This is a genomic window from Nonomuraea sp. 3-1Str (genome assembly GCF_031570565.1).
Taxonomy (GTDB): Bacteria; Actinomycetota; Actinomycetes; order Streptosporangiales; family Streptosporangiaceae; genus Nonomuraea.
The window spans coordinates 1-26,733 of record NZ_JALHBK010000027.1; the positions used below are offsets into that span (position 1 = coordinate 1).

The 26,733-nt window shown below is 72.8% G+C and carries 26 protein-coding genes; 17 read left to right on the plus strand and 9 right to left on the minus strand.

Annotated features, from left to right (window positions below; genetic code table 11):
* Positions 1–128 precede the first annotated feature (128 nt).
* From MTP10_RS32240 to MTP10_RS32260, 5 genes are all read left to right on the plus strand, one after another.
* Positions 129–1,313 (plus strand): M48 family metallopeptidase, encoded by a 1,185-nt coding sequence (locus tag MTP10_RS32240; RefSeq protein WP_310714166.1) that lies wholly within the window; start codon positions 129–131, stop codon positions 1,311–1,313.
* On the plus strand, positions 1,310–2,410 hold the full coding sequence (locus tag MTP10_RS32245) for a glycosyltransferase family 4 protein (RefSeq protein WP_310714168.1): 1,101 nt from the start codon (positions 1,310–1,312) through the stop codon (positions 2,408–2,410). The genes MTP10_RS32240 and MTP10_RS32245 overlap by 4 nt, the downstream gene beginning before the upstream one ends.
* A 265-nt stretch (positions 2,411–2,675) precedes the next feature.
* Entirely contained in the window at positions 2,676–3,971 is a 1,296-nt protein-coding gene (locus MTP10_RS32250; RefSeq protein ID WP_310714171.1) for an extracellular solute-binding protein, read from the plus strand.
* A gap of 7 nt (positions 3,972–3,978) precedes the next feature.
* Positions 3,979–4,935 carry a sugar ABC transporter permease gene (locus tag MTP10_RS32255; protein ID WP_310714173.1) on the plus strand — a complete coding sequence of 319 codons (957 nt, stop codon included), beginning with the start codon at positions 3,979–3,981 and terminating at the stop codon, positions 4,933–4,935.
* On the plus strand, positions 4,932–5,762 hold the full coding sequence (locus MTP10_RS32260) for a carbohydrate ABC transporter permease (RefSeq protein WP_310714175.1): 831 nt from the start codon (positions 4,932–4,934) through the stop codon (positions 5,760–5,762). The genes MTP10_RS32255 and MTP10_RS32260 overlap by 4 nt, the downstream gene beginning before the upstream one ends.
* 20 nt (positions 5,763–5,782) lie before the next feature.
* Here MTP10_RS32260 and MTP10_RS32265 read toward each other — a convergent pair whose 3' ends face one another.
* Entirely contained in the window at positions 5,783–6,127 is a 345-nt protein-coding gene (locus MTP10_RS32265) for a hypothetical protein (protein WP_310714177.1), read from the minus strand.
* Between the two features lie 320 nt (positions 6,128–6,447).
* Positions 6,448–8,226, minus strand: coding sequence for an AMP-dependent synthetase/ligase (locus MTP10_RS32270; RefSeq protein WP_310714180.1), 1,779 nt, complete (start codon positions 8,224–8,226; stop codon positions 6,448–6,450).
* 195 nt (positions 8,227–8,421) lie between these two features.
* On the opposite strand from MTP10_RS32270, the gene MTP10_RS32275 reads away from it, so the two are divergent.
* The 7 genes from MTP10_RS32275 (at position 8,422) to MTP10_RS32305 (ending at position 14,364) form a co-directional block, all read left to right on the plus strand.
* Positions 8,422–9,189: a metallophosphoesterase gene (locus MTP10_RS32275; RefSeq protein ID WP_310714182.1), complete on the plus strand. Its 768-nt coding sequence runs from the start codon at positions 8,422–8,424 to the stop codon at positions 9,187–9,189.
* 69 nt (positions 9,190–9,258) lie between these two features.
* Positions 9,259–9,696 carry an SRPBCC family protein gene (locus MTP10_RS32280; protein WP_310714184.1) on the plus strand — a complete coding sequence of 146 codons (438 nt, stop codon included), beginning with the start codon at positions 9,259–9,261 and terminating at the stop codon, positions 9,694–9,696.
* A complete protein-coding gene (locus MTP10_RS32285) occupies positions 9,680–10,900 on the plus strand; it encodes an ArsA family ATPase (RefSeq protein ID WP_310714186.1) in 1,221 nt (406 codons plus the stop codon). Before MTP10_RS32280 ends, MTP10_RS32285 begins: the two co-directional genes overlap by 17 nt.
* A gap of 38 nt (positions 10,901–10,938) precedes the next feature.
* Complete coding sequence (locus MTP10_RS32290) at positions 10,939–11,523, plus strand: hypothetical protein (protein ID WP_310714188.1); 585 nt, start codon at positions 10,939–10,941, stop codon at positions 11,521–11,523.
* Positions 11,524–11,535: 12 nt separating this feature from the next.
* Positions 11,536–12,468 carry an ROK family glucokinase gene (locus MTP10_RS32295; RefSeq protein ID WP_310714189.1) on the plus strand — a complete coding sequence of 311 codons (933 nt, stop codon included), beginning with the start codon at positions 11,536–11,538 and terminating at the stop codon, positions 12,466–12,468.
* Positions 12,469–12,486: 18 nt separating this feature from the next.
* Positions 12,487–13,209 carry an endonuclease/exonuclease/phosphatase family protein gene (locus MTP10_RS32300; protein ID WP_310714190.1) on the plus strand — a complete coding sequence of 241 codons (723 nt, stop codon included), beginning with the start codon at positions 12,487–12,489 and terminating at the stop codon, positions 13,207–13,209.
* A gap of 48 nt (positions 13,210–13,257) precedes the next feature.
* Complete coding sequence (locus MTP10_RS32305; protein ID WP_310714191.1) at positions 13,258–14,364, plus strand: hypothetical protein; 1,107 nt, start codon at positions 13,258–13,260, stop codon at positions 14,362–14,364.
* 27 nt (positions 14,365–14,391) lie between these two features.
* On the opposite strand, the gene MTP10_RS32310 is transcribed toward MTP10_RS32305, so the two are convergent.
* The gene (locus MTP10_RS32310; RefSeq protein ID WP_310714193.1) at positions 14,392–14,847 is read right to left on the minus strand and encodes a hypothetical protein; all 456 of its coding nucleotides are present in this window, start codon (positions 14,845–14,847) and stop codon (positions 14,392–14,394) included.
* A 46-nt stretch (positions 14,848–14,893) separates the two neighbouring features.
* Positions 14,894–15,652, minus strand: coding sequence for an alpha/beta fold hydrolase (locus MTP10_RS32315; protein ID WP_310714195.1), 759 nt, complete (start codon positions 15,650–15,652; stop codon positions 14,894–14,896).
* 146 nt (positions 15,653–15,798) lie between these two features.
* Here MTP10_RS32315 and MTP10_RS32320 point away from each other — a divergent pair, with 146 nt between their 5' ends.
* Positions 15,799–16,503 (plus strand): lysophospholipid acyltransferase family protein, encoded by a 705-nt coding sequence (locus MTP10_RS32320; protein ID WP_310714417.1) that lies wholly within the window; start codon positions 15,799–15,801, stop codon positions 16,501–16,503.
* A 10-nt stretch (positions 16,504–16,513) separates the two neighbouring features.
* On the opposite strand, the gene MTP10_RS32325 is transcribed toward MTP10_RS32320, so the two are convergent.
* Complete coding sequence (locus MTP10_RS32325) at positions 16,514–16,969, minus strand: MarR family transcriptional regulator (protein WP_310714198.1); 456 nt, start codon at positions 16,967–16,969, stop codon at positions 16,514–16,516.
* A gap of 85 nt (positions 16,970–17,054) precedes the next feature.
* On the opposite strand from MTP10_RS32325, the gene MTP10_RS32330 reads away from it, so the two are divergent.
* Positions 17,055–17,486 (plus strand): DoxX family protein, encoded by a 432-nt coding sequence (locus tag MTP10_RS32330; protein ID WP_310714200.1) that lies wholly within the window; start codon positions 17,055–17,057, stop codon positions 17,484–17,486.
* Positions 17,487–17,608: 122 nt separating this feature from the next.
* Here the strand turns inward: MTP10_RS32330 and mmuM are convergent, their stop codons facing one another.
* The 3 genes from mmuM to MTP10_RS32345 all read right to left on the minus strand — a co-directional run bounded on the left by mmuM (position 17,609) and on the right by MTP10_RS32345 (position 22,003).
* The gene (gene mmuM / locus MTP10_RS32335) at positions 17,609–18,484 is read right to left on the minus strand and encodes a homocysteine S-methyltransferase (RefSeq protein WP_310714419.1); all 876 of its coding nucleotides are present in this window, start codon (positions 18,482–18,484) and stop codon (positions 17,609–17,611) included.
* 433 nt (positions 18,485–18,917) lie between these two features.
* Entirely contained in the window at positions 18,918–21,311 is a 2,394-nt protein-coding gene (locus tag MTP10_RS32340; protein WP_310714203.1) for a VIT domain-containing protein, read from the minus strand.
* A complete protein-coding gene (locus MTP10_RS32345; protein ID WP_310714205.1) occupies positions 21,308–22,003 on the minus strand; it encodes a helix-turn-helix domain-containing protein in 696 nt (231 codons plus the stop codon). The genes MTP10_RS32340 and MTP10_RS32345 overlap by 4 nt, the downstream gene beginning before the upstream one ends.
* A gap of 107 nt (positions 22,004–22,110) precedes the next feature.
* Between MTP10_RS32345 and MTP10_RS32350 the strand changes: the two genes are divergently transcribed.
* Together MTP10_RS32350 and MTP10_RS32355 are read left to right on the plus strand one after the other, a co-directional pair.
* Positions 22,111–22,578, plus strand: coding sequence for a DNA starvation/stationary phase protection protein (locus tag MTP10_RS32350; protein WP_310714207.1), 468 nt, complete (start codon positions 22,111–22,113; stop codon positions 22,576–22,578).
* Positions 22,579–22,770: 192 nt separating this feature from the next.
* Positions 22,771–23,805: an alkaline phosphatase PhoX gene (locus MTP10_RS32355; RefSeq protein ID WP_310714209.1), complete on the plus strand. Its 1,035-nt coding sequence runs from the start codon at positions 22,771–22,773 to the stop codon at positions 23,803–23,805.
* On the opposite strand, the gene MTP10_RS32360 is transcribed toward MTP10_RS32355, so the two are convergent.
* Complete coding sequence (locus tag MTP10_RS32360; RefSeq protein WP_310714212.1) at positions 23,799–24,401, minus strand: TetR/AcrR family transcriptional regulator; 603 nt, start codon at positions 24,399–24,401, stop codon at positions 23,799–23,801. The two genes, MTP10_RS32355 and MTP10_RS32360, sit on opposite strands and share 7 nt — an antisense overlap.
* A 98-nt stretch (positions 24,402–24,499) precedes the next feature.
* Between MTP10_RS32360 and MTP10_RS32365 the strand changes: the two genes are divergently transcribed.
* A complete protein-coding gene (locus MTP10_RS32365) occupies positions 24,500–26,695 on the plus strand; it encodes an MMPL family transporter (RefSeq protein WP_310714215.1) in 2,196 nt (731 codons plus the stop codon).
* The last annotated feature ends 38 nt before the right edge of the window (positions 26,696–26,733 follow it).

Below are 26,733 nucleotides of genomic sequence, written 5' to 3' on the forward strand. Positions count from 1 at the left end.
AGCGAGCTATGGAGAGGCTGTGGTTAAAAGATGGTGCAGCGACCCGCTGGGCTGTCCACACGGCTTACACCTTTTCCCCTACACACCACTGTTCCGTTCGCGGGCTCGGGATCGCGACCCTGGCCGTGGTGGCCGCCACGACGCCGTGGCGGGCGCTGCCGCCCTCCGCGCCGCACGTGGCCCCCGACCCCGCCCGTGACTTCAGCGCCGCCCAGATCGCGCACGCCGCCGCGTTCGACGCCGCCACCGGCGCGCCCGGCTACCTGTCGCTCGGCCTGAGCCTGCTCTTCGCCGGCCTGCTCGTCCTCACCCCGCTCGGCGGCCGGCTGCTCGGACGGCTCAGGGGCCCGTGGTGGCTGCGCGTCGTCCTGGGCGTGCTGCTGCTCACCGCGATCGTCGAGGCGGTCAGGTGGCCGCTCGGCATGTGGTTCGAGACCGAGCTGCGCGCGTACGGCCTGTCCACGCAGGACTGGGCGTCCTGGACGGGCGACCGCCTCAAGAGCATCGGCGTCAACGCCGCCGTGCTGTCCCTCACGATGGTGGTCCTGGTCTGGCTGGCGCGCAGGGTCCGGCGGTGGTGGATCCCGGCCGCCGTGGGCGCGTTCGCGCTGACCGTGGCGCTCTCGTTCGTCTACCCCGTGGTGGTCGAGCCGCTGTTCAACGACTTCCGCCCCATGCCGCAGGGCCCGCTGCGCACGAGCCTGCTGCGGATGGCCGAGCGCGACGGCGTGCCGGTGGAGGACGTGCTCGTCGCTGACGCCTCCCGCCGCACCACCGCACTCAACGCGTACGTCTCGGGCTTCGGCGCCACCCGCCGGATCGTCGTCTACGACACGCTGCTGCGCGCCCCGGGCCCGCAGGTGGAGCTGGTGGTCGCGCACGAGCTCGGCCACGCCAAGAACGGCGACGTGCTCAGCGGGACGCTCGTCGGCGGGCTCGGCGCCGCCGCCGGCACCGTGCTGCTGTACCTGGCCTTCCAGCTCGTACGGCGGCGCACCGGAGTCGCCTCGGTGGCCGACCCCAAGGCCGTGGGCGCGCTGCTCGGCCTGATGAGCCTGGCCACCGTGCTGTCCGGCCCCGCCCAGAACGTCGTCGGCCGCCACGTCGAGGCCCGCGCCGACGTCCACGCCCTCGACCTGACGAGGGACCCGGCCACCTTCGTCGCCATGCAGAAACGCCTGGCGCTCACCAACATCTCCGACCTGTCACCCGATGCCGTGGAGTACGTGCTCTACGCGTCCCATCCCTCGACCCCGGAGCGCATCGCCCTGGCGCGCGCGTGGGCGCGGCTGAACGGCGTGCCCACGCCGTGACCCCACGCGTCGTCATCGTCACCAACGACTTCCCGCCGCGCCCCGGCGGCATCCAGTCCTTCGTCCACGGCCTGGCCGTGCGCACCCCCGGCGTGGCCGTCTACGCGCCCTCCTGGCCGGGCTGCGCCGAGTTCGACCGCCACCAGCCGTACCCGATCGTGCGTCACCCGACCTCGCTCATGCTGCCGACGCCCGCCGTCGCGCGCGCGACGGCCCGGCTGGTGGCCGAGCACGGGGCACGGACGGTGGTGTTCGGCGCGGCGGCCCCGCTCGGGCTGCTGGCGCCGCGGCTGCGCGCCGCCGGGGCGCGGCGGGTAGTGATGCTCACCCACGGCCACGAGGCGGCGTGGGCGGCCGGGCCCGGGTTCCGCTCGGTGCTGCGCCGCATCGGGGAGCACGCCGACGTGGTCACCTACCTGGGGGAGTACACGCGCGCCCGGCTGGCCGCCGCCATCCCCCCGGCCAAGCTCGTACGGCTGGCCCCGGGTGTGGACACCGGCCGGTTCCGTCCCGAGGCGGTGCCCGGCCGGGCCAAGGAGGAGCTCGGCCTGGCCGGCCGGCCGGTGGTGGTGTGCGTGTCCAGGCTGGTCCCGCGCAAGGGGCAGGACCTGCTGATCGCGGCCTGGCCGGAGGTGGTCGCGGCGGTTCCGGACGCCGTGCTGCTGCTGGTGGGCGGCGGCCCGTACCGTCGCCGGCTGGAACGGATGGCCGCCGGGCGGGAGTCGATCCGCTTCACCGGCACGGTCCCGGCCTCGGCGCTGCCCGGCTACTACGCGGCCGGCGACGTGTTCGCCATGCCGTGCCGTACCCGGTGGGGCGGGGTGGACGTGGAGGGGCTCGGCATCGTGTTCCTGGAGGCGTCGGCGACCGGGCTGCCCGTGGTGGCGGGCGCCTCCGGCGGGGCGCCCGACGCGGTGCGCCACGGCGAGACCGGCCTGCTCGTCGACGGGCAGGACACCGGTGAGGTGGCCGCGGCCCTGGCGGAGCTGCTCGGTGACCCCGAACGGGCCCGCAAGCTGGGCGCCGCCGGCCGCGACTGGACCACCCACGAGTGGTCCTGGGACCTGGTCGCCACCCGTTTCCAGACGCTCCTCTGAGCCGGTCACCCCCGGGTGGCGCCGCGCGTACGCCGGCGTCGCGTGACCACTCCGACCACTGTCCGCATGCCCTGGCGGCCAGTGATCCTACCTTTGGCGCATTCAGGCTCGGCGAATCACCGATGTGCCTTGACAGCGGAGCGCGGGCGCACGTACAAGTGATCCTACCTATTGCGCGAAACAGGCGGCTGTCGCTCGTCCGGCGACGCGGTGCTCTCCCACAATGGTCGGATGAGTCGTGGTCTCCCTCGGAAGGGTGGCACGAGTGAACAAGCTCTTAGCGGCCGGTGCGATCACGGTCGCCGTGGCCCTGACATCCAGCGGCTGCTCCAGCGGCACCTCCGGGACCGACCGGTCCTCGGCGCCCTCCTCGGAGGGCGGGAAACAGAAGGTCTCCTTCCTCGTCTTCCCCTCGCCCAACCTGCCCGAGTCGTACTGGAAGGCCCAGGTCGAGCTGGTCACCAAGGCCCACCCCGACCTGGACGTCGAACTGGTCGCCGCGCCGTCGGAGTCGGAGCGCAACGACTACGCCAAGCAGCTCGCCGCCTCCGGGCAGCTTCCCGACGTGCAGATCGGCATGCAGGACCTCGTCGCGCTGGAGTCGCACCTCGCCCCCTGGACCGAGGCCGAGCTCAAGGACTTCCTCTGCCCCACCTGCGGCGCGGTCAACGGCAAGGTCCTCCAGCTGCCGACCAACACGCAGACCATCCCGAACGTCTTCTACAACAAGAAGCTGTTCGCGCAGGCCGGCATCGCCGAGCCGCCCAGGACCTACGCCGAGCTGCTCGCCGCCGCCGAGAAGCTCAAGGCCAAGGGCATCGCCCCGTTCGTCGGCGGCGGCGCGTTCGTCACCTCCCAGCCGTGGACGGCGATCCTCGCCACCGACCTGTACGCCAGGACGCCCGACTGGATGGCCAGGCGGCGCGGCGGCCAGACGACGTTCGCCGCCGACCCGGCCATGAAGGCCGCCACCCAGAAGTTCGCCGACCTCGCCGCCAAGGGCTACCTCGACAAGCGGCAGATCGGCCAGGACTACCCCAAGACCCAGGAGGCCTTCCTCGGCGGCAAGGGCGCGATGTACCCCATGGGCAGCTGGTTCGCCGCCGCGGCCGACCAGTCGGACATGAAGGACGACATCGGCGTGTTCGCCTGGCCCGGCGACGACGGGAGCCTGCACCTGCCCGCCTTCACCGGCGGCGGCCTGTCCGTCAGCGCCGACGCCCGCAACCCGGCCGCCGCCAAGGAGTTCGCGCTCGCCTTCCAGCTCACCAAGGAGAACCTCGACGCCTCGGTCAAGGCCGACGCGCTCTTCCCCGCCGTCAAGGGCTACACCCCGCCCTCCGACACCGGACCCGTCTTCAAGGCCGTGTACGACCTGTGGCAGAAGGCGGTCACCGAGAAGGCCACCGTGCCCGCGTTCGGCTGGGAGGCCGGCGACGCGGCCATGCTGCCCGGCATGCAGGGCACGTTCTGGTCCACCGCCCAGGACCTCGTCAGCGGCAGGAAGAACGTCGACCAGGCGCTCGCGTTCCTCGACACCGAATGGGAGAAGACCGGGTGACGATCTCTTGACGGCCGTCGACACCACCAGGCGCGGGCCCGGCCGCGCCACCTCGGGGAGCCCCGGCCGCCGGAGCGCACCCCGGCGGCCGGCCGGGCCGGGACTGTGGCACTTCCTGACCTTCGCCGCGCCCGGCACGCTCATCTACCTGTGCCTGGTGGTCCTGCCCATCGGGCTCAGCTTCGGCTACAGCCTCACCAACCAGGCGCTGCTGCGGCCCGACACGCAGTTCGTCGGGCTGCGCAACTACCGGCTGCTGCTGCAGGACGAGACGTTCCTCGAGTCGCTGCGGGTCACCTCGATCCTGACGCTCATCGTGGTCATCGTGCCGAACGTGCTCGGCGTCGCCATCGCCGTGCTGCTCGACCGGCGCGGCTGGCTCTACAACGCGCTGCGCAGCGTGTTCTTCACCCCCATGGTGATCAGCTCCGTGGTCATCAGCGTCATCTGGACCCGCATCCTCGCCGACGACGGCCCCGTGAACCAGGCGCTGCGCGGCCTGGGCGTGGCCGAGCCGCCCGGCTGGCTGTCCGACCCCGGCCTCGCGCTCTACTCCCTGTCGTCCATCGTCTGCTGGCAGATGCTCGGCTTCTGCGTCGTCGTCTACCTCGCCGGCCTCCAGGGCGTGCCGCAGGAGCTGGCCGAGGCCGCCGCGATCGACGGCGCCGGCCCGGTGCGGCGCTTCCGCAGCGTCACCTGGCCGCTGCTCGCGCCCGCGCTCACCATCAACACCGTCGTGCTGCTGATCTCCGCGTTCAAGATCTTCGACCACGTCAAGGTCATCACCAACGGCGGCCCCGGCACCGGCACCACAGCCACCGTGGCGTTCGTCGTCCTCCAGGAGGGGTTCGTGGAGAACCGCACCGGCTACGCCTCCGCCGAGGCCATCGTCATGCTCGTCCTCATCGCCGCCCTGTCGGTCGTCACCCTGCGGTTCCTGCAACGACGGGAGGTGCAGCTGTGACCGGATCGCGCGCGCCGTGGCTGCGCCCCCTCGTCGCGCTGGCCGTCGGCGGCGTCTTCTTCATCCCGCTCTACATCGCGCTGATCAACGTCTTCAAGGACAGCCGGCAGGTCGCCGGCGGCGCCATGTCGCTGCCCGCGCCGCCCACCCTGGACAACCTGTGGCGCGTCCTGACCGGCCCCGACAGCCTCTTCTGGTCGTCGCTGCGCACCAGCGTGCTCGTCACCGGGCTGTCGATCGTCATCCTGACCCTGCTGTCGGCCATGCTCGGCCACTACCTGGCCCGGCGCTCGGCCTGGTGGTCCAGGGCCATCATGGTGCTGCTGCTGTGCGGGCTGATGATCCCGCCGCAGGTCATCCTCATCCCCATGACGCAGGTGCTGCGGGCCCTCGGCCTCATGTCCACGCTGCCGGGGCTCGTGCTGTTCAACGTCGGCTACTACGTGCCGTTCGGGGTCTTCGTCTTCTCGGGGTTCATGAAGGGCGTCCCGAGGGAGTTGGAGGAGGCCGCCGCCATCGACGGGGCCACGCGGTGGCAGACGTTCTGGCGGATCGTCTTCCCGCTGCTGCGTCCCGCCACGGCCAGCGTGCTCATCTTCCTCGGAGTGTGGATCTGGAACGACTTCATCAACCCGCTCATCATCTACGGGCCCCGCGAGGGCACCACCATCATGACCGGGATCTACAAGTCGCTCGGGCAGTACGCGGCGGACTTCGGCGGCATGTTCGCCCTGATGTTCCTGGCCACGTTGCCAGTCCTGGTGTTCTACCTGCTGCTGCAGAAGCAGTTCGTCAAGGGCCTCACGGGAGGCGCCACCAAGGGCTGACGCCTCCCGCGAGCCGGAGGCTAGTTGAGCTTGTCCTGGATGGTGACGAGGATGTCCATCATGGCGAACTGGGTCTGCTGCATCGTGCGCTGAGTGTCCTGCAGGACCGTCATTTGGTGCTGGAGGGTGTCGACCTTGGTGTCCAGGGCGGTCACCTTGCTGTCCAGGGCGGCCACCTTGCCGTCCAGAACGGCCACCTTGCCGTCCAGGACGGTCAGCTTGCCGTCGAGGACCTTGACGTAGTTGGCGACGCCGTTGATCCGCTCGGTCAGTTGCTGGCCGAGCTCCATCTGGTCGGCGCGGACCTGGATCAGCTGGTTCTCGATCGCCGTGCCGAACTGAAGCGCCGCGTCCTTGATGCTCAAGAGAATCTCCCCTACCTTCGTCGGTAGGGACCGGGGATGTACTAGATCTCCGGTCCCGATTTCTTGGGGCAAGAGTACTCAGGCGAATGAGGAATCCGAGCGCCTTTTCCCGGCGCCGATTCGACATTTTCGAGGCGTCTACCTGGGCAAACACCGAGATATCCGGAAAATGTCACCAGGCGTCGGGGGCCATCCCGTCGCGATACCGGACAGAAGCTCAGGCCAGTGTCGTGCAGGGCGGGACGGCGGCGAGCAGGTCGCCGCCTGCACGCTCATCCACCTGGGGGCCGGCTGAGCGGGCTCGACGACGACGTCATGGGTCAGGAGCCGTACAGGCGCTCCACGTCGGCGGCGAAGTCACGCAGGACGATGTTGCGCTTGATCTTGAGGGTCGGCGTCAGGTGCCCGCTCTCCTCGGTGATGTCGGCGTCCAGGATCGCGAACTTCTTGATCTGCTCCGCCTTCGACACCGTGGCGTTGGCCCGGTCGACCGCCTGCTGGATCTCGGCGCGCAGCTCCGGGTCGGCGCTCGGCTTTGCCGCCTTGCCGGTCCCTCCGCGCGTGGACCGCCAGTGCTCCAGCGCCTCGGGGTCCAGCGTGACCAGGGCACCCACGAACGGGCGGCCGTCGCCGACGACCACGGCCTGCGAGACGAGCGGGTGGGCCCGCAGCGCGTCCTCCAGCGGCCCCGGAGCGACGTTCTTGCCGGCCGCCGTCACCAGGATCTCCTTCTTGCGCCCGGTGATCCGCAGATAGCCGTCGGCGTCCAGCTCGCCCACGTCGCCGGTGTGGAACCAGCCGTCGCCGTCGAGCACCTCGCTGGTGGCCTCGTCGTTGTTCCAGTAGCCGCGGAAGACGTGGCGGCCCTTGGCCAGGATCTCGCCGTCGTCGCCGATGCGGATCGTCACCCCGGGCAGCGGCTTGCCGACCGTGCCGACCTTGTTGGCTCCGGGCATGTTGACGGTGCAGGGGGCGGAGGTCTCGGTCAGGCCGTACCCCTCGAAGACCTCGATGCCGGCGCCGCGGAAGAAGTGGCCGAGCCGCTCGCCGAGCGCGCCGCCGCCGCTCACGGCCGCCGACAGGCGCCCGCCGGTGGCCGCGCGCAGCTTGCCGTACACGAGCCGGTCGAACAGGGCGTGCCGCAGGCGCAGCCCGAGGGGCGCGCCGCCCGAGCTCTCGGCGCGGCTCCAGGCCACCGCCGTGTCGACGGCGCGGGCGAAGATCGCGCCCTTGCCGCCCGCGATGGCCTTCTGCTCGGCGCCGTTGTAGACCTTCTCGAACACCCGGGGCACGCCCAGCAGGAACGTCGGCCCGAACTCGACCAGGTCGGGTGCCACGTTCTTCATGTTCGGGGTGTGGGCCAGGACCGCGCCGGCCTCGACCAGCGCGACCTGGATCATGCGGGCGAAGATGTGCGCCAGCGGCAGGAACAGCAGCGCGGCCGGGGCCTCGCCGGTGAACAGCGGCTCCAGCGGCCCGCGCACCACGTTGCGCCCGGTGTAGAGCAGATTGTCGTGGGTGATCCGGCAGCCCTTGGGGCGGCCGGTGGTGCCCGAGGTGTAGACGACGGTGGCGAGGTCGGCTCCGCACACCCGCCGGCGGCGCTCGGCCACGTCCTCGTCGGAGATCTCGGAGGCGCCGGGCAGGCCGTCGAGCGCGGCCTCGACCCGCCACAGGTCCTTCAGTCCGGGCGCGGCCTCGCGCACGGTCTCCTCGTGCGCGTCGAGCTCGACGAACGCCGCCCGGGCGGCGCTGTCGGTCAGGATCCACCGGACCTGCTCGGTCGAGGACGTCTCGTAGACGGGCACGAGGACCGCGCCCACCGACCAGACGGCGTAGTCGATCAGCGTCCACTCGTAGCGGGTGCGCGACACGAGCGCGACGCGGTCGCCGTGCTCGACGCCCGCCGCGATGAGCCCCTTGGCCAGGGCGACGACCTGGTCCCGCAGCTCCGCGGCGGTGACGGCGGCCCACGCGCCGTCCACCTTGCGCCGCATGACGACCCTGCCAGGCTCCCGCTCGGCCCTGTCGAACACCGTGTCGGGCAGGCTCGCGGTGGCAGGAACATCCACCAGCACGGGAACGCTGTACTCGCGCACGGACCAACTCCTCCAGGTGCACGCTTCGGGGACGGCCTGGACGTTACCGGGATAAGTTACCCATCGGTAGTCTCGTCATCCAGGCGTTATGAAGCAATTTCTCACGCTAGCAGCCGTCGATCGTGCGGCAGCCCGTTCGCAGCCGCCCGGGATTCCCTCCGGCGGTCCGCCGAAGGCGCGCCTAGGATCTTCCGCATGCGGGTTCACGTCATCAGCGATGTGCACGGCCGGGCCGACGCGCTGGCCGCCGCCGGAGCGGGCGCGGACGCGCTCGTCTGCCTGGGCGACCTGATCCTGTTCGTCGACTACGCCGACCACGCGCGGGGCATCTTCGCCGAGCTGTTCGGCGCCGAGCGGGCCGCGGAGTTCATCGGCCTGCGCACCGCCGGGCGCTTCGACGAGGCCCGCGCCCTGTCCGCCCGCCTGTGGGCGAGCCTCGGCGGCGACCCGCGCGAGCACATCGAGGGCCGGGTGCGGGCCCAGTACGAGCGCCTGTTCGCGGCCATGCCCACGCCCGCCTACCTCACCTACGGCAACGTCGACATCCCGCGCCTGTGGGCCGACTACACGCGCGACGGCCACCGGGTGCTCGACGGCGAGAGCGTGGAGATCGGCGGCCTGCGGTTCGGGTTCGTCGGCGGCGGCCTGCGCACCCGCTACCGCACGCCGTACGAGATCAGCGACGAGGAGTACGCCGCGAAGGTGGAGGCCGTCGGCGAGGTCGACGTGCTGTGCTGCCACATCCCGCCCGCGGTGCCCCAGCTCCTGTACGACGTGGTCGCCCGGCGCTTCGAGCGGGGCAGCGAGGCCACGCTGGAGGCGATCCGCCGCACCCAGCCCCGCTACGCGCTCTTCGGCCACGTCCACCACCCGCTGTACCGGCGCACCCGCATCGGCCGCACCGAGTGCGTGAACGTCGGCCACTTCCGGGGAACCGGCGTTCCGTACGTCCTCGAATGGTGATCGGCGAATGGTGATCAGCGGGGTCCGGCGGTCCGCCGCAAGGAGCGGATTCTGCATTACGGTGGTCGCATGGCTGATCGCACGACTTCGAGCATCGTCATCGACGCCGGCCGGGCCCGCGTCATGGCGATCATCGCCGACTTCCCCGCCTACCCCGAGTGGGCGGGCCAGGTGAAGAGCGCAGAGGTCCTGACCACGGGCGCCGACGGCAGGGCCGAGACCGTGCGCTTCGTCCTCGACGCCGGCGTGATCAGCGACACCTACACCCTCGGCTACACCTGGCACGACGACGAGAGCGTCTCCTGGCGGGTGGCCGAGCCGGGCAAGATGGTCGCCGAGCTGGCCGGAAGTTACCTCCTGGCCGAGGCGGGCACGGGCACCGAGGTGACGTACGAACTGGCGGCCGAGCTGAAGGTGCCGATGATCGGCATGCTGCGGCGCAAGGCCGAGAAGGTCATCGTGGACACCGCCCTCAAGGGCCTGAAGAAGCGTGTCGAAGGCCGCTGAGGTGGGGCCCCGGGTCCTGCTGTTCACCGGGAAGGGCGGCGTGGGCAAGACCACGGCCGCCGCGGCGACCGCCACGCTCGCCGCCCGGCGCGGCCTCAAGACACTGGTGGTGTCCACCGACACGGCCCACTCGCTGGCCGACGCGCTCGCCGTCGAGCCCGGCGAGGTCGCTCCCGGCCTGCACCTGCACCAGGTCGACACGCAGAAGTCCCTCGAACGCCACTGGGGCGAGCTGCGCGACTACGCCCGCGGCCTGCTCACCGAGCTCGGCCTGGACGAGATCACCTCCGAGGAGGTGACGGTCCTGCCGGGCGCCGAGGAGATCATCGCGCTGCTGGAGCTGCGCGAGCACGCCCGGTCCGGCGTCTGGGACGTCATCGTGGTCGACTGCGCGCCCACCGCCGAGACGCTGCGGCTGCTCGCCCTGCCCGAGGCGCTCGACTGGCACGTGAGCAGGCTGCTCCCCGTCGGCCGGAAGATCATGAAGCTCGCGTCGCCGTTCGTGCGGAGCGTCGCGCGCGTCAGCACCCCCGGCGACGAGGTGGTCGGCGCGGGTGAGCGCCTGCACCGCGCCCTGCTGGAGGTGCGCGAGCTGCTCACCGGCGACGGCGCGTCCGTGCGGCTCGTGCTCACGCCGGAGGCCGTGGTGCTCGCCGAGGCGCGGCGCACCCTCACCTCGCTCAACCTGTACGGCTACCGCGTCGACGCGGTCATCGCCAACCGGGTGTTCCCGGCCGGCGGCGCCGACGAGTGGCGGGCCCAGTGGGTGGACGCCCAGACGAGGCTGCTGGCCGAGGCCGAGGAGTCGTTCGCGCCGCTGCCCGTGCACGCCGTGCCGTACCTGCCGGCCGAGCCCGTGGGCGTCGACGCGCTGGCGGCCGTCGGCGAGCGCCTGTACGGCGACGCCGACCCGTTCGGGCCGCCCCGCGTGCGCCCGCCGCTGCGGCTGGCCGCCGACGAGCTGGAGCTCGACCTGCCCGGCGCCGACCGCGACGACGTCGACCTGGCGCGCAAGGGCGACGAGCTGATCGTCACCGCGGGGCCGTACCGGAGGATCCTGGCGCTGCCGGTGGCGCTGGCCCGCAGGGAGATCGCCGGCGCGGTGCTCCTCGACGGCGTCCTGCGGGTACGGTTCAGCTCGGGAGCCCGATCCGGCGCGACGAGCGGATCCGGCGGCCACGACGAGGGGCCGGCCGCCACGTGAGCGAGACGGGCGGACGCTCCGGAGCCAGGGAGGGCCAGATGACCGAGAACAACGACAGGGACCCCCGCGAGAGGGACTCCCGCGACAGAGACGCCGGCGCCACCGACCCCCACGGGGACCCGCTCCGCGAGGCGCGCGACCGCGACGGGACCGGCCGCGACGCGCGCGACCGCGACGCGGGCAACCGGGACGGGACCGGCCGGGACGCGGGCGGCCGGGACCCGCTGGGCCGTGACCCGATCGGCACGGTCGCGGACGAGGCGCGCAAGCTGTTCGACACGATCCAGGGACGCGCCACCCGCCAGGTCGGCCGGACCGTGCTCAACTCTTTCGCCGGCGGCTCGTTCGGCGGCGGCGGGCGCAAGGAGAAGGACGTGTGGGGCGAGGCCGTCTCCGAGCCGCACGACGAGTACATCTGCCGCGCCTGCCCGGTGTGCCGGGCCATCGCGGCCCAGCGCGAGTCCGGCGGCGACGTGACCGGCCACCTCGTGGCGGCGGGCGGCGAGCTGTTCGCCGCCTTCCGGCAGACGCTGGACGCGTTCAGCAAGCCGGCCTCCCCCCGTAGGTCGCGCGACGACAGCGAGCGCGGGCACGATACCGTGCAGCACATCGACCTGGGATAGGGGGCTGCGGCAATGCTCACGATCGGCGTGGACATCGGCGGCACGAAAGTCGCGGCGGGTGTCGTCGACGAGAACGGCACGATCGTCGAGCAGGCGTTGCGCAAGACACCGGCCGACCGGCCCGACCTCATCGCCGAGACGGTCGCGGATGTGGTCCGCGAGCTGGCCGAGGGCCGGGAGATCGAGGCCGTCGGCGTCGGCGCCGCCGGGTTCGTGGACGAGACCCGGTCCGTCGTCCGCTTCGCGCCCAACCTCGCCTGGCGCGAGGAGCCGCTGCAGAAGAAGATCAGCGGCATGGTCGGCCTGCCCGTGGTGATCGAGAACGACGCCAACGCGATGGCCTGGGGCGAGACGCGGTTCGGCGCGGGCCGCGGGCAGTCCCACATCGTCTGCCTCACGGTCGGCACCGGCATCGGCGGCGGCCTGGTCTTCGACGGCGTCCTGTTCCGCGGCCACTGGGGCATGGCGGCCGAGCTCGGCCACATGCAGGTCGTGCCCGAGGGGCGGCAGTGCGGCTGCGGCCAGCACGGCTGCTGGGAGCAGTACGCCAGCGGCAACGCGCTGGTCATGGAGGCCAGGCGCATCGCCGAGGAGCAGCCCGAGCGCGCCGAGATCCTGCTCGGCCTGGCCGGCGGCAAGATCGAGGGCGAGGAGGTCACCGAGGCGGCCCGGCGCGGCGACGAGGCGTCGCTGGCGGCGTTCGCCACCCTCGCCGACTGGCTCGGCCAGGGCATGGCCGACCTCGCCGCCGTCCTCGACCCGGGCTGCTTCATCGTGGGCGGTGGCGTGTCCCGCGCCGCCGACCTGTTCCTCGACCGCGCCCGCGAGACGTTCGCCCGGCGGCTGACCGGCCGCGGGCACCGGCCGCTCCCCGAGATCCGCCTGGCCGAGCTGGGCGCCGCCGCCGGGATGGTGGGCGCCGCCGACCTGGCCCGGCATCGCTGACGGGATGACGGTCCGTCCGTGACGGTCAGGCTGGCGACCTACAACGTCCGGGGGATGAAGGACAACGTCCCCGCGCTCACCCGGGTGATCGGCGCGCTCCGCGCCGACCTGCTGTGCGTCCAGGAGGCGCCGCGGCTGCTCGGCTGGCGGAGCCGGCGGGAGGCGCTGGCGGGGTCGTGCGGGCTGCGGGTCGTGGCCGGGCGGCGGCTCGGCGGCGTGGCCGTGTTCGCCGCGCCCCGGGTACGGCTGATCGACGCCGAGAGCCACGTACTGCGGATCTTCGCCGGTCTGGAGGCGCGTGGCCTGGCCATCGCCGTCGTCGAGGTGGAGGGGGCGCGGCTGGCCGTCGGCTCCACGCACCTCGACCTGAACGGCGCGGCCCGGCTGCGCCACGTCACCGAGGCGATGGCGCTGCTGGAGGCGGCGGCGGCCCGGTTCGGCGCGGCGCCGGTCCTGTGCGGCGACTTCAACGAGCGCGACCACCAGCCGGCCTGGCGCTACGCCGCCGCCCGCCTCACCGACTGCTACCCGGCGGCGCCGCGGGGCGACGGGCCGACCTTCACCGCCCGGCACCCCCAGGCGCGCATCGACGCGGTCTTCGCCTCTCCTGACCTGCGGGTTCACGCCTGCGGAGGGGCCGAGGCCGCCCCGGCCGACCTGGCCGCGGCCTCGGACCACCTGCCGGTGGTCGCGGAGCTGGAATCGGGGGCTGGGCTCCGGGGACCTGTCATGAACCCGTAGCATTTGCTCATGACCCGTCGCTTCCGGCGGTGTGCGCTTTCCTTGATCATGGCGACGCCCTTGGCCTGGTCCCAGGTCACGCCCGCCGCGCATGCCGAGCCACGCCCCGCCTCCGTGGAGGCGTGGCAGCACTCGACGAGCGCGCGCCTGATCGCCGACGGCTCGCTGTCCGACGTGGCCGCCCTGTCCGCCGACGACGTGTGGGCGGTGGGCCAGCAGGAGATCTGGGACGTCTGGAAGAACCGCGGCACGATCCGCCACTGGGACGGCGCCCGCTGGGCCGAGGTGGCGATCCGCGACGCCAGCGGCGCGGGAAACCTGCGCGGCGTCGCCGCCGCCTCGTCCTCCGACGTGTGGGCCGTGGGCGACGGCCACGACGGCGTCCCGTACATCGCGCACGGCGACGTCAACGGCTTCGACCGGGTACGGGCCCCGGGCCTGTGGGCCGGCGACTGGCTCGGCGGGGTCGACGCCCGGCCCGGCCGGGTGGTGGCCGTGGGCCGCGGCAAGACCCGCGACCCCGACCCGAAGAAGAAGGACTGGACGGTCGGGCTCATCGTCACCGGGCAGGGCGGCAGGTGGACCGTCCAGGAGACCGACATCGAGGGCGCCCTCTACGCGGTGTCCGAGGGCTTCGCGGTGGGCGACACCGGCAGCCAGCCGCTGATCATGCACGAGGTTGGCGAGACCTGGAAGGCCATGCCGGTGCCCGACGTGCCCGGCGGCTACCTGCGCGACGTCCAGGTCGACGGCGGCAAGCGGGCCATGGCCGTCGGCGGCGTCTACCACGGGCCCAGCGACGTCGAGCCGCTCGTGATGTCGTGGGACGGCAAGCACTGGCGGCGCGTGCCGCTGCCCGGCACCGACGCCCGCCTGTACGGGGTGACCGGCGACGGCAAGGGCCGCTACTGGATCTCCGGCTACGACCCGTCCCATGAGACGGAGCCGTTCATGATGCGCTGCGAGAAGGGTGATTGCGAGATCATCCGGGGCGCGGCCGCGGAGGGCAGGAACAGCGTGCGGCTGCAGGCCGTCACCTACCTGCCCGGCAAGGGCGCGGTGTGGGCCGTGGGCCACGCCGTCGACGCGGCCGACCGCTACACCGACGTGGTGGAGACCTTCGGCCCGGGCGGCTCGTCGCCGAAGGACTCCTGAACCGCGTTCCGCCCCTTCTGACCGGAGCTAGAGGACGGCTCCGTCGTCCCAGCCGGAGTCGTTCGGCGGGCCGTCCCCCATGCGGACCACCAGCGCCACGAAGCCGCCGATGAACGCCGCCACCGCCGTGAACAGCGCCCAGCCCTCCATCCGCCAGTCGGCCATCGCGGCCAGCAGCAGGTAGGCGGGCCCGCCGAACAGCCCCGCCCAGGCCAGCTTGGTGGTCAGGTCGAGCTTGGGCAGCGGGGGAGGGGGCGGCGGCTCGAAATGGCCCTCGTCGTCCTCATCGTCGTGCTCGTCCCGCTCCGGCTCCGCTTCCTCGGCCGGCGCGGGCTCCGCGGGCTGGATCACCCGGTGCGTCTGGTCGAGGGGGACGTTCTCGCTGTCCGGCCACGGCTGATCGGCCGAGTCGCGCTCGGCGGTGTCGTTGAAGGACGCGACGATCTGCCGCCAGACCTCGTCCTCGTCACTCTGGGGCGTCACCTAGATGGGCCTCTCCGCAGCGATCGCGACTTCCCCCTGGGTGCGATCAGTCCCTCTGCAAGGGTACCGAGGCATGTGTCCTGATGAAGCCGAGGCTACCGGCAAAGATCCTGTCGGCATCGTTGTCGAGCGTCGCAACATGGTAGCTATCCGTAAGCTCCTCGATCGTGGCCTGCGGGACCTTCTGCCGGATGACGGCCACGCTGGTGGGTTTCACCACGTGGTCGTCGGTGCTGTGGAACACCAGCAGCGGCTGTGTCACCCGGGCGAGGTCGGCCTGCACCAGCGACCACAGTCCCGGCAGTGAGGCGGCCGCCTTCACGGGGGTGCGCGTGTACGCCAGCTCGGTCACGCCCGGCTTCTTCACGTCGTTCGCCACCCCGGGCACCGACGGCACGAACCACTTGAGCAGCGGGGCCAGCCTCATCAGCGGCACGTCGTTCGCGATCGACGGGTTGACCACCACCACCCCCTTGATCGCGTCGCCGTGCACCTCGGCCAGCCGCAGCGCCAGGCAGCCGCCCAGCGACAGGCCGGCCACGAACACCTCGGCGCAGCGCCCCTGGAGATCCTCGAACGCCTTCTCCACCTCGGCGTACCAGTCCTCCCAGCGGGTGTGGTTCATCTCCTGCCAGGTCGTGCCGTGGCCCGGCTGGCGGGGCAGCGAGACGCTCAGGCCGTGCTCCGCGAGGAACTCCGCCCACGGCCGCAGCGACTGCGGCGTGCCGGTGAACCCGTGGCAGAGCAGCACGCCGATCTGGCCTGCTTCGTGATGGTACGGCTCCGCGCCTGGCATGAGCGGCATAACAGCTCCTCGAAGGGATTTCATCCCGGAATTGCCCGATCGTCGCACGATCCAGGCCCTTTGTGCGAGAGGTGGGTAGGAGCATCGAGTCTGAGATGCGAAGATGACGTTGCTCACAGATGAAGCGCAGAGGAAGAGGTGGCCGGGTGTTCTACTGGGTGGTCAAGGCCATCTTGGGGCCGTTCCTCCGTCTCGTGTTCCGGCCCTGGACCGAGGGCGCGGACAACGTGCCCAAACAGGGGCCGGTCATCCTCGCCGGCAACCATCTGTCGTTCGCCGACCACTTCTTCGGCCCGCTGCAGCTGCGCCGTAAGGTCATCTCGCTGGGCAAGTCGGACTACTTCACCGGCCGGGGCGTCAAGGGCTTCTTCACGCGGCTGTTCTTCAGCGGCGTGGGCACCGTGCCGATCGACCGCTCCGGCGGCAAGGCCAGCGAGGCGGCGCTGCGCACCGGCCTGCGGGTGCTGCGCGAGGGCCACATCCTCGGCATCTACCCCGAGGGAACCCGCTCGCCCGACGGCCGCCTCTACAAGGGCAAGACAGGCGTCGCCCGGCTCGCGCTGGAGTCACGGACCCCGGTCATCCCGTGGGCCATGGTCAACACCTTCGAGATGATGCCCCCCGGCCACCCGCTGCCCAAGCTGGGCATCCGGCCGGGCGTCCGGTTCGGCAAGCCGCTCGACTTCTCCCGCTACTACGGGATGGAGGACGACCGGCTGGTCCTGCGGGCGGTGACGGACGAGATCATGTACGCGCTCATGGAGCTGTCGGGCCAGGAGTACGTCGACAAGTACGCGGCCAGCGCCAAGGTCGAGATGGAGCGTGCGGCCCGGGCCGCCGCCAAGCACTGACCTTCGCTCCTCACCGCCTCAGGGCCTGCTCCGTCTTCGCCATGGCCGTGGTCATGACCTCCAGCTCGTCGCGGGTGAGCCGGTCGATGAGGTAGGAGCGCACGACATCGAGATGGCCCGGCGCCACGCGTTCGAGGCAGCGCAGGCCGGCCTCGGTGATCCCGGCCAGCACGCCGCGGTCGTCCGACGGGCACGTGGTGCGCTCCACCAGGCCCGCCCTCTCCAGGCGGGTGACCTGGTACGTCAGCGCGCTCTTCGACACCACCACGTCCCGGGCCAGCTCCGTCATGCGCAACTGGCGGCCGGGGGCGTCGGCCAGCCGCACCAGGATCTCGTACTGCGGGTGCGTCAGCCCGGCCGCGGCCTTGAGCTGCTCCTCGATGCGCCGTTCCAGCAGGTGAGAGGTGGACAGGAAGGCGCGCCACGCCGCCATTTCCGTGTCGTCTAGCCACCGGGTGTCCGTCACGGCCCAAGTGTACGCGTTGTTCAGATTTGAACCATCCTGCTACAGTCGTTCAAAACTGAACGAACCACTTGTCTGAGGAGACAGCATGATCGACCAGGCGCGCCCCGTCGCCCTGCTGCTCGCCCGGGTGGCGCTCGGCGTCATCTTCCTCGTGCACGGCTACCAGAAGTTCGCCGTCATGGGCATCGCGGGCACCACGAAGTTCTTCGAGTCGATCGGCGTACCGCTCGCCGGCGTCGCCGCTCCGGCCATCGCGGTGCTGGAGGTGGCCGGCGGCCTGGCGCTGATCCTCGGCGCGGCGCTGCCCATCGCGGGCACGCTGCTGGCGCTCGACATGGTGGGCGCGATCGTGTTCGTCCACGGGGCCAGCGGGTTCGGCGCGGACAAGGGCGGATACGAGTTCGTCCTGTCGCTCGCCGCCGGGGCGCTGGCGGTCGGGTTCACCGGGGGCGGCGCCCTGGCGGTGGACACACTGCTGCGCCGCCGCCGCGACACACCGGTGGGCGCCTCGGCCTGACCAGGGGCGGGCCGCGCCCGGAGGGCGCCGCCCGCTTCACTCCACGCCAGGCCGGGGCTGGACGGCCAGGGGCTCAGGCCAGGCCGCGGGTCAGGACAGGCCGGGGTCAGGACAGGCCGGGGTCAGGACAGGTGGGTGCGGATCTGCCTGATGTGGTCGGGGGTGGAGCGGCAGCAGCCGCCGATCAGGGACGCCCCCGCGCGCTCCCACTCCTTGGCCGCCTGGCCGTACTCCACCGGATCGGTCAGCCCGAGCCAGCGGCGGCCCTCCGCGTCCCACGTCTCGCCCGAGTTGGGGTAGACGACCACCGGCAGCCCTCCGGACAGGGCCGCGATCACGCCGGGCACGTGGCGCGGCGCGGTGCAGTTCGCGCCCACCGCCACCACCTGCGGGTCGCCGGTGAACAGGGCGGCCGCCTCACGGATGGGCGTGCCGTCGCTGATGTGCTCGCCGTCCCGGCAGGAGAAGCTCACCCACGCCTTGAGCCCCGGCGTCTCCTTCAGCAGCCGCGCCAGCGCCCGCGCCTCGGCGTACGACGGGATGGTCTCGCAGGCCAGCAGGTCGGCGCCGGCCGAGGCGAGGATCTCCCAGCGGGGCCGGTGCCAGGCCAGCAGCCCCTCCTCGCCGAGGTCGTAGTCGCCGGTGTACTCGGCGCCGTTGGCCAGGTAGGCCCCGTACGGGCCCACGCTGGCCGCCACCAGCCCACCCCCGGCCTCGTCGCGCGCCTGCGCGGCCAGCTCGACCGAGAGCCTGATGAGGCGCTCGGCCTGCGCCACGCTCGCGCCGCGTCGCAGGAAGCCGGGGATCGACGCCTGGTAGCTGGCCGTCGTCGCCACGTGGGCGCCCGCCGCGAAGTAGTCGGCGTGGACGCGCCGGATCAGGTCCGGGTCTTCCATCAGCAGCCGCGCCGACCACAGCTCGTCGCTCAGGTCGGCGCCGAGCGTTTCGAGGTGGGTGGCCAGGCCGCCGTCCAGGACAAGAGTGCTCACACGCTCCAGCCTATGGGCCGCGCCGTACCGGACCGGACGGTGCGCGGTATTTCGGGGACGCCGGTGGGCGCGGGGTTTCCCCGTTTACCGGAAAATGCGACCGTCGTTCCTGGTCCGTATTTATCGCCGGATTTCCGGTGATTGTGGTTGCACCTGCCTGAGGTCCGGCCCGGGAGGCGCGGTGGCAGGTCACAGGGCATGGAGAAGGAGTCACACAGGGTCGCGTCACACTGAGGGCTCGAGTCGTGACATTCCCTCACGACGCTCTCGGGAGTGATTCGGGCCCTTTCTGTCGTACCGGACGGTGCCGTCACGAGGGCGGAACGCATTCGGCACGCTGCGCGATTTCGCCGGTTCTCTCCGCATGGCCCGCGCACGTTGAATGATCGCCGGAGCACCGGTCCCGTCCTGGCCGTGTCACGGTCAGGACGGGACCGGCTCGTCAGGCGCGCTTCCAGAAGGGAGCGCGCGGCGGCTTCTCCCCGGAGCCGCCGCCCGAGCCGCCGCCGGGGCCGCCGCCCGTCAGGGACGTGAGGACCTCGATGGCGTGCCGCCGCAGTGCCGTCAGGTCCGTGCCCGGCCGCTCGGCCGCCTCCAGCTCGCGCGCCAGGTCCGACAGCTCCGTGTGACCGCCCAGGTACGCCGACAGGGCCGCCAGCCGGGAGCCGAGGTCGGCCAGGTAGAGGGCGTCGGCCGTGTGCAGCGCCCTGAGCCGGTCGAGCTCCGCCACGAGCTGTTCCCGTACCGACCCCAGCTCGCGCGGGGCGCGCCGGGCGGGACGCGGCGCGGCCCCCGGCCGCCCGAACATCGGGCCCCGCGGTCCCACCGAACCGCCCGAGGAACCTCCGTACCCTCCGGCGCCGCCCGCGGGGGCGCCCGGAGCGGGGCCCGGGCTCATCGGGATTCCCTGGTCCAACGCCGCCTCGAACGTCGGCGAGGACGCCCGCATCGGGCTCGGCGCCGACATCACCGCGGCCTGCGCCATGAACCCGGGCATCGGCGGCGCCGACGGCATCTCCCAGCCGCTCGGCGGCTCGACCGGCTGGATGACCCGGTGCTCCGGCCCGCCCTCGGCCACCGTCCTGCTGTCCACCGCCACGTACGCCGTGAACCTGCACAGCACGCCGTGCTCCAGCGAGACGCGGACGATCCGCGCCTCCAGCTCGTGCTCGCCCATCGCGTACCGGTCCTCCAGCTCGCGCAGGTGCGCGCGGGCCCAGACGGCGCGCAGGGCCGGGTTGTCCACGGCCGTCCCGGCGACCTGCCGCTCCCACGGCTCGCCCGCCGCCAGGCCGCGCACGGTCACCGGCCCGCCGCCCCGGTGACGCCCGTACACCCGCAGCGGCACGCCCGGGAAGATCGAGCCCAGATGCGTGAGCGTGCCCGGCACCACGTCAAGACCCTTGAGCTCCAGGTCCGTGACCAGGGGCGCGCCGATGCGCCGGTGGATCTGCTCCATGGCGGCGTCGAGCCGGTCCTCCGACTCGACCAGCTCGCACCGGCCCGCGCCGAGCCCGGCGAGCCTGCCCAGGAAGCCGGCGTTCACGGCGCGGTCGATGCCGACGGCGTGGACGCGCATGGCCGACAGCGCGCCGCCGGCCTGCTCCAGGATCTGGTCCTCGTTGCCCACCTGGCCGTCGGTGACGAGGACGAGCACCCGCTCGCGGCCCTCGGCGGGCGGCAGCAGCGACACGGCCTCGCGCAGCGGCTCCAGCAGCTCGGTGCCGCCCCGGGCGTCCACGCGGGACAGGTGCTCGACGGCGCGGTACCGGTTGCGGTCCGACGCCTCCACGAGCCCCTCGAACGGCTGCTCCACCACCGAGTCGAACGTCAGCACCGCGAACCGGTCCGCGGAGGTGAGGGTGTCGACGATGCGGGCGGCGGCCCGCCGGGCGGCGACCATCTTCCAGCCCGCCATGCTGCCCGAACGGTCCAGCAGCAGCACCAGGTCACGGGGGGCGCGCGGCGCCTCCAGCGCGGGCGGGACGACGGTCAGCGCGAACGTCCCCTCGCCGCCGGAGGTCTCGCCGGTGCTCTCGCCGGTGTCGAGCTGGAGCGAGGTCGAGGCGTCGAACGCCAGCCTGAGGATGAAGTCCCGGTCCAGCCGCTCGCCGGGGCGCAGCCGTACCGTGTGGGCGTCCTCCTCCACGACGTGCAGGCTGGAGGAGACGTCGCGCAGGTCCAGCCCGGCGGGGTCGAGGGTCACGGCCAGCGACAGCCGCACCGGCGAGGGGAAGCCGGGCAGGAGCACCGGCGGGGTGATCCGCGAGGCGTCGGGGACCGCGCCGGTGTCGGGCGCCGTGCCGTCCCCGGCGGGCGCGCCGTCGAGCGGTGTCCCCGGGATGTAGCGGGGCGCCACCACCAGCGGGAAGCGGAACGTGGCCGCGCCGTCCTCGTACGGCAGCGGCTGGCTGAGCGACATCCGGACGGTGACCCGCTCGCCGGGCAGGATGTTGCCCACCCGGATCGTGAACACGTCCGGCCGCTCCTCCTCGGCGATCGCCGCCCGCCTGCCCTCGCGCAGCGCCCGGTCGTAGTCGGCCCGCGCCTGGCCGCGCTCCTTGAGCACGCCCTCGATCACCCGGTCGTCGGCCTCCATCCGGAACGCCGTCACGGCCGCCCGGTCGGGGAGCGGGAAGACGTACGTGGCCTCCAGCGTGACGTCGAACGGGTTCCGGAAGCCCTGGGCCACCTCCACCCCGGCGACCAGACCGGAGATCGCGGCCGAGACGTCCACGCTCTCCAGCGGCAGGTTGCCCCGGTCGGTGCGCAGGGCGCCGAACCCGGCGTCCGGGACGGGCCGGCACCGTTCGGCCTCGAGTGGAACGATCTTCATGCGAGCTTCCTCTCTTCGAGCACCGCCAGCAGCGGGGCGGCCGCGCCGAGCACGGCCTGGACGTCGTCGGTGGAAGGGACGCGGCCCGCGCCGTCGAGCACCAGCGTCACGCCGGGCGCGATCCTGATCCCGCGCACCAGCCCACCGGCCGCCGTCGCCGCGTCGTCGTCGGCGGAGGTCGTGGCCGGTGTCACGACCGGGGTCGGGGTCGGGGTGCGGCCGCTCGGGGGGCGCGTCCAGAAGCGGGCCTCCTCGCCCTCCGGGGAAGCGCCGCCCCGGGGGTCCGGAGCAGAGACGCCATCGGGACGGGGCGCGGGGACGGCCTTCGCGGCCGGCCGGGCCGCCGGGAGGCTTTCCGGGCGCCCGCCCGGAGGCACGGCGGTGTCCGGGTGACCCGCCGTCTCCAGCATGGCGTCCGTGGCGCCCGCGAGGGCCACCTGGATGTCGGCGATCGACAGCCCGGCGGCCTGCAGGCGCTTGACGGCGACGAGCTGCAGCAGGTGGCGCCGGCCGTACCGGGCGACCCTGCCGCGCCGGGACAGCGGCGGGTCCACCAGGCCGATCGTCGTGTACCACCTGATCAGACGCTCGCCCGGGACCTCACGCACCCGGCCGTTGCCGTTCGGCCCGCCGGCCCGCAGCAGGCCGGCCGCCCGCTCCGCCAGCTCGCCGATGGTCCAGGTCTCGTCCATGCCTCCACAATGACACTGTCACTGTTGCAGTGTCAATGTGCAGGATTAAAGCCGGCGAAATGGTTCAGAAGAAGGAGAGATGTCCTACTAGGGGGAGGAAGAACATCATGGTGCAGATCACCGGACCGCTCTCGGGCGAGGCGAAGAGCACGGTGGCCGAGTGCCTGCAGGGCGCCCTGGTCGACCTCGTCGACCTGTCGCTCGTCGCCAAGCAGATGCACTGGAACATCGTCGGGCCGAACTTCCGCTCGATCCACCTCCAGCTCGACGAGCTGGTCTCACTGGCGCGCGAGCACGCCGACACCGTGGCCGAGCGCGCGGCGGCGCTGGGGATCAACCCCGACGGCCGCTCCTCCACCCTGGCCAAGAGCACCAAGCTGGCGCAGCCGGAGAGCGGCTGGATCGAGGACGGCAAGGTCATCGCCACGATCACCGACATCCTCGACGGGGTCGGACGGCGTATGCGGGAGCGGATCGAGCAGACGGAGGAGCCCGACCCGGTCACCCAGGACGTGCTCATCGCGATCGCGCAGGACATCGACAAGGAACGCTGGATGTTCCAGGCCCAGCGCTGACCGCGTCGCGTCGGCGAAGCCCGGGAGCCCGCGCGGCCCCCGGGCTTCTGCTGCCGGAGGGCGGGGGGACGTGGGCGATATGCACGGTTGCGAGGGGCCGGTGGGCCGGGGTTCGCGTGCTGTTCGGTGTCCGGGATCCCGCCATTCATGTCCATGCGGTCGACTAGCGTGGACCCAGAGGGAGGCCTGACCATGTCCCGCAAGACTCTCCTCCGCACGGGCCCGCTCCGCCGGGAGGCGGTGGGCCCGTACGGCCCGCTCGCACCGTACGGCGGCGACGGGCTGGTCCTGCCCGCCGGGTTCACCGGCCGGGTGGTGGCGCGCACGGGCCGGAGGGTGGCCGGCCTGACGTGGCACGCGGCGCCCGACGGCGGCGCCTGCTTCCCCGACGGCAGCGGCTGGATCTACGTCTCCAACTCCGACCTGCCGCTGCTCGGCGGCGCCGCGGCGATCAGGTTCGGGCCCGGCGGGGCGGTGGCCGACGCCTACCGCATCCTGTCCGGCACCGACCTCAACCGCGCGGGCGGCGCCACCCCCTGGAACACGTGGCTGTCGTGCGAGCTCGGCCACCGCGGGCGGGTCTTCGAGTGCGACCCGTACGGCACCCGCGCCGCCCGCCCCCGCCTGGCCATGGGCCGCTTCAAGCACGAGGCCGCCGCGTGCGACCCCGACCGGGAGGTCGTCTACCTCACGGAGGGGGAGGCCGACGGGTGCTTCTACCGGTTCGTGCCGGGCGACTGGGGCGACCTGACCGAGGGCCGGCTGGAGGTGCTGTGCGTCTCGGGCGAGTGGCGGCCGGTGCCGTCACCCGCCGCGCTGCTGAAGGCCGCGCGCCACCAGGTGGAGGAGGCGCGCCGGTTCGACGGCGCCGAGGGCTGCCACTACGCCGGCGGCGTCTGCTACTTCACCACCAAGGGCGACCGCGGCCTGTGGGCCTACGACGCGCAGACGTCCACGATCGAGCGGCTGTGCGAGGGCGTGCGGGCCGTCACCGCCGCCCCGTCCGGTGACCTGTACGTGGCCAGGGACACCATGCAGATCGACGTCATCACCCCCGACCGGACGATCAGCCCGTTCCTGCTGCTGGAGGGCCACGGCGCGTCCAAACCGGCCGGGCCCGCGTTCTCGCCCGACGGCTCGCGGCTGTACTTCTCCTCCCGGCGAGGCCCGGCGGGCGACCCGGCGGACGGCCACACCTTCGAGGTGGCCGGCCCCTTCCGTCACTGATCTCCGCTCAGGTAGCGCACGAGCATGACCTTCAGCTCGGCCACGAGCTCCTCCGCCCGCTGCGGCGCAGCCGTGGTGACGAGCGGCATGACCGCCTTCACGGCCGCCACCGCCATCGTGCCGAGCGTGAGCGCCCGGGCCGGCTCCAGGCCGGGGGAGCGGCGCCGCAGCATGGCCGCGACCTGCCCGGCGATCGCCTCGTGCAGCCGCGCCGCCGCGGCGGCGAGCTTGTCGCCGGTCGCCGAGCCGTACAGCAGGGCCCAGTACGCGGGCGAGCGCGTCTTGAACGCCACGCTCTCGTCCACGAGCCGGCCGACCAGTGCCTCCAGCGGCACCTCCGGCGTGACCTCCGCCAGCCTGGCCGCCCAGAACTCCTCCCGCTCGTCGGTGTAGCGCGCCACCAGCCCGTCGAGGATCTCCTCCTTGTTGCGGAAGAACTGGTACAGCGACCCCGGTGACAGCCCGGCCCGGGCCGCGACCTGGTTGGTCGTCAGCTCCGGGTACCCCACGTCGGCGATCACCAGCTCCGCCGCGTCCAGGATCTCCGCCATGCGCCTCAGTCCGCGCGCCTGCCTGCGCACCACGCGCTCAGTCATGGCGGCCCTCCCCGTTGACAAATGCGAGCATTTACTTGTATTTCTGAGCCTCGACGAATGAAACACGAGTAGATTACCGACTTTTTCGGGGGGCCCGCATGACCAACCCGACCGCGCCCGTGGTCCCGGACACCGGTCCTCCGCCGTCCGAACGCGAGGGCGGGCCGCCCCTGCGCCGGCTCGGTCGCCTCCTCGCCCGGCGGCGCGGCACGGTGCTCGCGCTGGCCCTTGCCCTGCTGGTGGCCGCCGCCGCCCTCGCGGCCGGCACGGTGCCACGCCTGTCGCTGGCCAGGTTCGAGGCGCCCGGCTCCGAGTCCGACCAGGCGCAGGCCGAGCTGACCGCGCGGTTCGCCACCGGCAGCCCCGACCTGATCTTCCTGGTCAGTCCCAGGACCGGGACCGTGGACGATCCCGCCGTCGCCGAGGCGGGCCGGGCGCTCACCGCCCGCGTCGCCCGCTCGTACGGCGTGGCCGAGGCCGCGTCGTACTGGACCCGCGGCGACTCGGCGACCCTGCGCAGCGAGGACGGCCGGCACGCGCTGATCGTCGCGCGCGTCCCCGGGGACGCCGGCCACGTCAGGCAGGACGTGCTGCCCCGCCTGGTCCCCGAGATCACCCGGGGCGACGCGCTCCTCCAGGTGCGGGCCGGGGGAGGGGAGGAGGTGTTCCGCCAGACCGTGCCGCTGGCCCGCCAGGACTTCGTCCGCGCCGAGCTGGTCATCTTCCCGCTGGTGTTCGTCCTGCTCTGGCTCTACCAGCGGCGGGTCGCCGCGGCCCTGGTGCCGATCCTGGCCGGGGTGTTCGCCATGGTCGTCGGGCTGGCGCTGCTGCGCGGGGTGCTCGCGTTCGCGGAGATCTCCACGTTCGCCCTCAATCTCACGCTGGCGATGGGCCTCGGGCTCGGCGTCGACTACTGCCTGTTCATGATCGCCCGTTTCCGCGAGGAGGCGCGGCGCGGGCTGGACCGGGTGGAGGCGGTCGCCGCGGCCGTCGAGCACGCGGGGCGGACCGTGCTCTTCAGCGGGCTGACCGTGGCCGCCTCGCTGGCGGTGCTGTTCGTGCTGCCGTTCGGGGTCCTGCGCTCGTTCGCGTACGCGGGCATCGCCGTCGTCGCCGGAGGGGTGGTCGCGGCCGTGCTCGTGCTGCCGGCCGTCCTCGCCTACGTCGGCGGCGCGATGCTGCCCCGGCGGGGCGGGCGGGAGGGGGCCGGCGGCTTCTGGCACGCGCTCGCCGGCCGGGTGATGCGCCGGCCACTGGTCTTCGGGGGCCTGGCGACCGCGCTGCTGCTCCTGCTCGCGTCGCCGTTACTGGGGCTGCGGTTCGGCGTGGCCGACGACCGCGTCCTGCCGGCCGACGCCCCGGCCCGGCAGACTCAGGAGGTCATCCGGCAGGGCTTCCCCGCCGAGGAGACCGACGCCATCCAGATCATCTCAAGGGGCCGGGCCGCCTCCGCGGGCGCCGGCGGGCCGGTGGACGCCTACGCCGTGGCGCTGTCGCGGCTGCCCGGCGTGGCCCAGGTCGACTCGGCGGCCGGCTCGTACGCGGAAGGCCGGCGGACCGGCGCCGGAGACCCGGCCCGCTTCACCGGCAAGGAGGGCACGTGGCTGTCGGTGGTGCCCTCGGCCGAGGCGCTGGCCGGCGACCCGGTGCGGCTGGTGACGGCCGTGCGGGCCGTCGAGCCGCCGTTCCCCGTGCTGGTGGGCGGCTATCCGGCGGAGCTGGCGGACTACCGGGCCTCGGTCGTGGACCGGCTGCCACTGGTCCTCGGGCTGATGCTGGGCGTCACGTTCGTCCTGCTGTTCGCCATGACCCGCAGCCTGCTCATCCCGGTCAAGGCGACCGTGCTCAACCTGCTCAGCCTCGGCGTCATGTTCGGCGCGCTCGTCTGGGTCTACCAGGACGGGCACCTGTCCGGCCTGCTCGGGTTCACGCCCACGGGCAGCCTCGACCCCAGCATCCCCATCCTCATGCTGTGCATCGCGTACGGCCTGTCCATGGACTACGAGGTGTTCCTGCTGTCCAGGATCGAGGAAGAGTACACCAGGACGGGCGACACCACGGAGGCCGTGGCGGCCGGCCTCCAGCGGGGTGCGCCGCTGATCACCGCGGCGGGCGGCATCCTGGCGCTGTCCTTCGCCGCGTACGCCACCGCCAGGGTGACGTTCGTGCAGATGCTCGGCGTCGGCATGGCGGTCGCCGTGCTGGTGGACGCGACGGTGATCAGGGCGGTGCTGGTGCCCAGCCTGATGCGGCTGGCCGGGCCGCTCAACTGGTGGCCGGGCAGGCGACGATGACGGGCCGGGCCTGCCGGTGGCGGGGCAGGCGGCGCCGG

What these genes read in the sequence shown, in the direction of transcription:
- MTP10_RS32355 (WP_310714209.1), top strand. Translation starts at nt 22,771, where the DNA reads ATGTCCCGCAAGACTCTCCTCCGCACGGGCCCGCTCCGCCGGGAGGCG.
- MTP10_RS32345 (WP_310714205.1), bottom strand. Translation starts at nt 22,003, where the DNA reads ATGGACGAGACCTGGACCATCGGCGAGCTGGCGGAGCGGGCGGCCGGC.
- MTP10_RS32340 (WP_310714203.1), bottom strand. Translation starts at nt 21,311, where the DNA reads ATGAAGATCGTTCCACTCGAGGCCGAACGGTGCCGGCCCGTCCCGGAC.
- MTP10_RS32295 (WP_310714189.1), top strand. Translation starts at nt 11,536, where the DNA reads ATGCTCACGATCGGCGTGGACATCGGCGGCACGAAAGTCGCGGCGGGT.
- MTP10_RS32280 (WP_310714184.1), top strand. Translation starts at nt 9,259, where the DNA reads ATGGCTGATCGCACGACTTCGAGCATCGTCATCGACGCCGGCCGGGCC.
- MTP10_RS32365 (WP_310714215.1), top strand. Translation starts at nt 24,500, where the DNA reads ATGACCAACCCGACCGCGCCCGTGGTCCCGGACACCGGTCCTCCGCCG.
- MTP10_RS32305 (WP_310714191.1), top strand. Translation starts at nt 13,258, where the DNA reads ATGGCGACGCCCTTGGCCTGGTCCCAGGTCACGCCCGCCGCGCATGCC.
- MTP10_RS32275 (WP_310714182.1), top strand. Translation starts at nt 8,422, where the DNA reads ATGCGGGTTCACGTCATCAGCGATGTGCACGGCCGGGCCGACGCGCTG.
- MTP10_RS32360 (WP_310714212.1), bottom strand. Translation starts at nt 24,401, where the DNA reads ATGACTGAGCGCGTGGTGCGCAGGCAGGCGCGCGGACTGAGGCGCATG.
- MTP10_RS32315 (WP_310714195.1), bottom strand. Translation starts at nt 15,652, where the DNA reads ATGCCGCTCATGCCAGGCGCGGAGCCGTACCATCACGAAGCAGGCCAG.
- MTP10_RS32350 (WP_310714207.1), top strand. Translation starts at nt 22,111, where the DNA reads ATGGTGCAGATCACCGGACCGCTCTCGGGCGAGGCGAAGAGCACGGTG.
- MTP10_RS32290 (WP_310714188.1), top strand. Translation starts at nt 10,939, where the DNA reads ATGACCGAGAACAACGACAGGGACCCCCGCGAGAGGGACTCCCGCGAC.
- MTP10_RS32330 (WP_310714200.1), top strand. Translation starts at nt 17,055, where the DNA reads ATGATCGACCAGGCGCGCCCCGTCGCCCTGCTGCTCGCCCGGGTGGCG.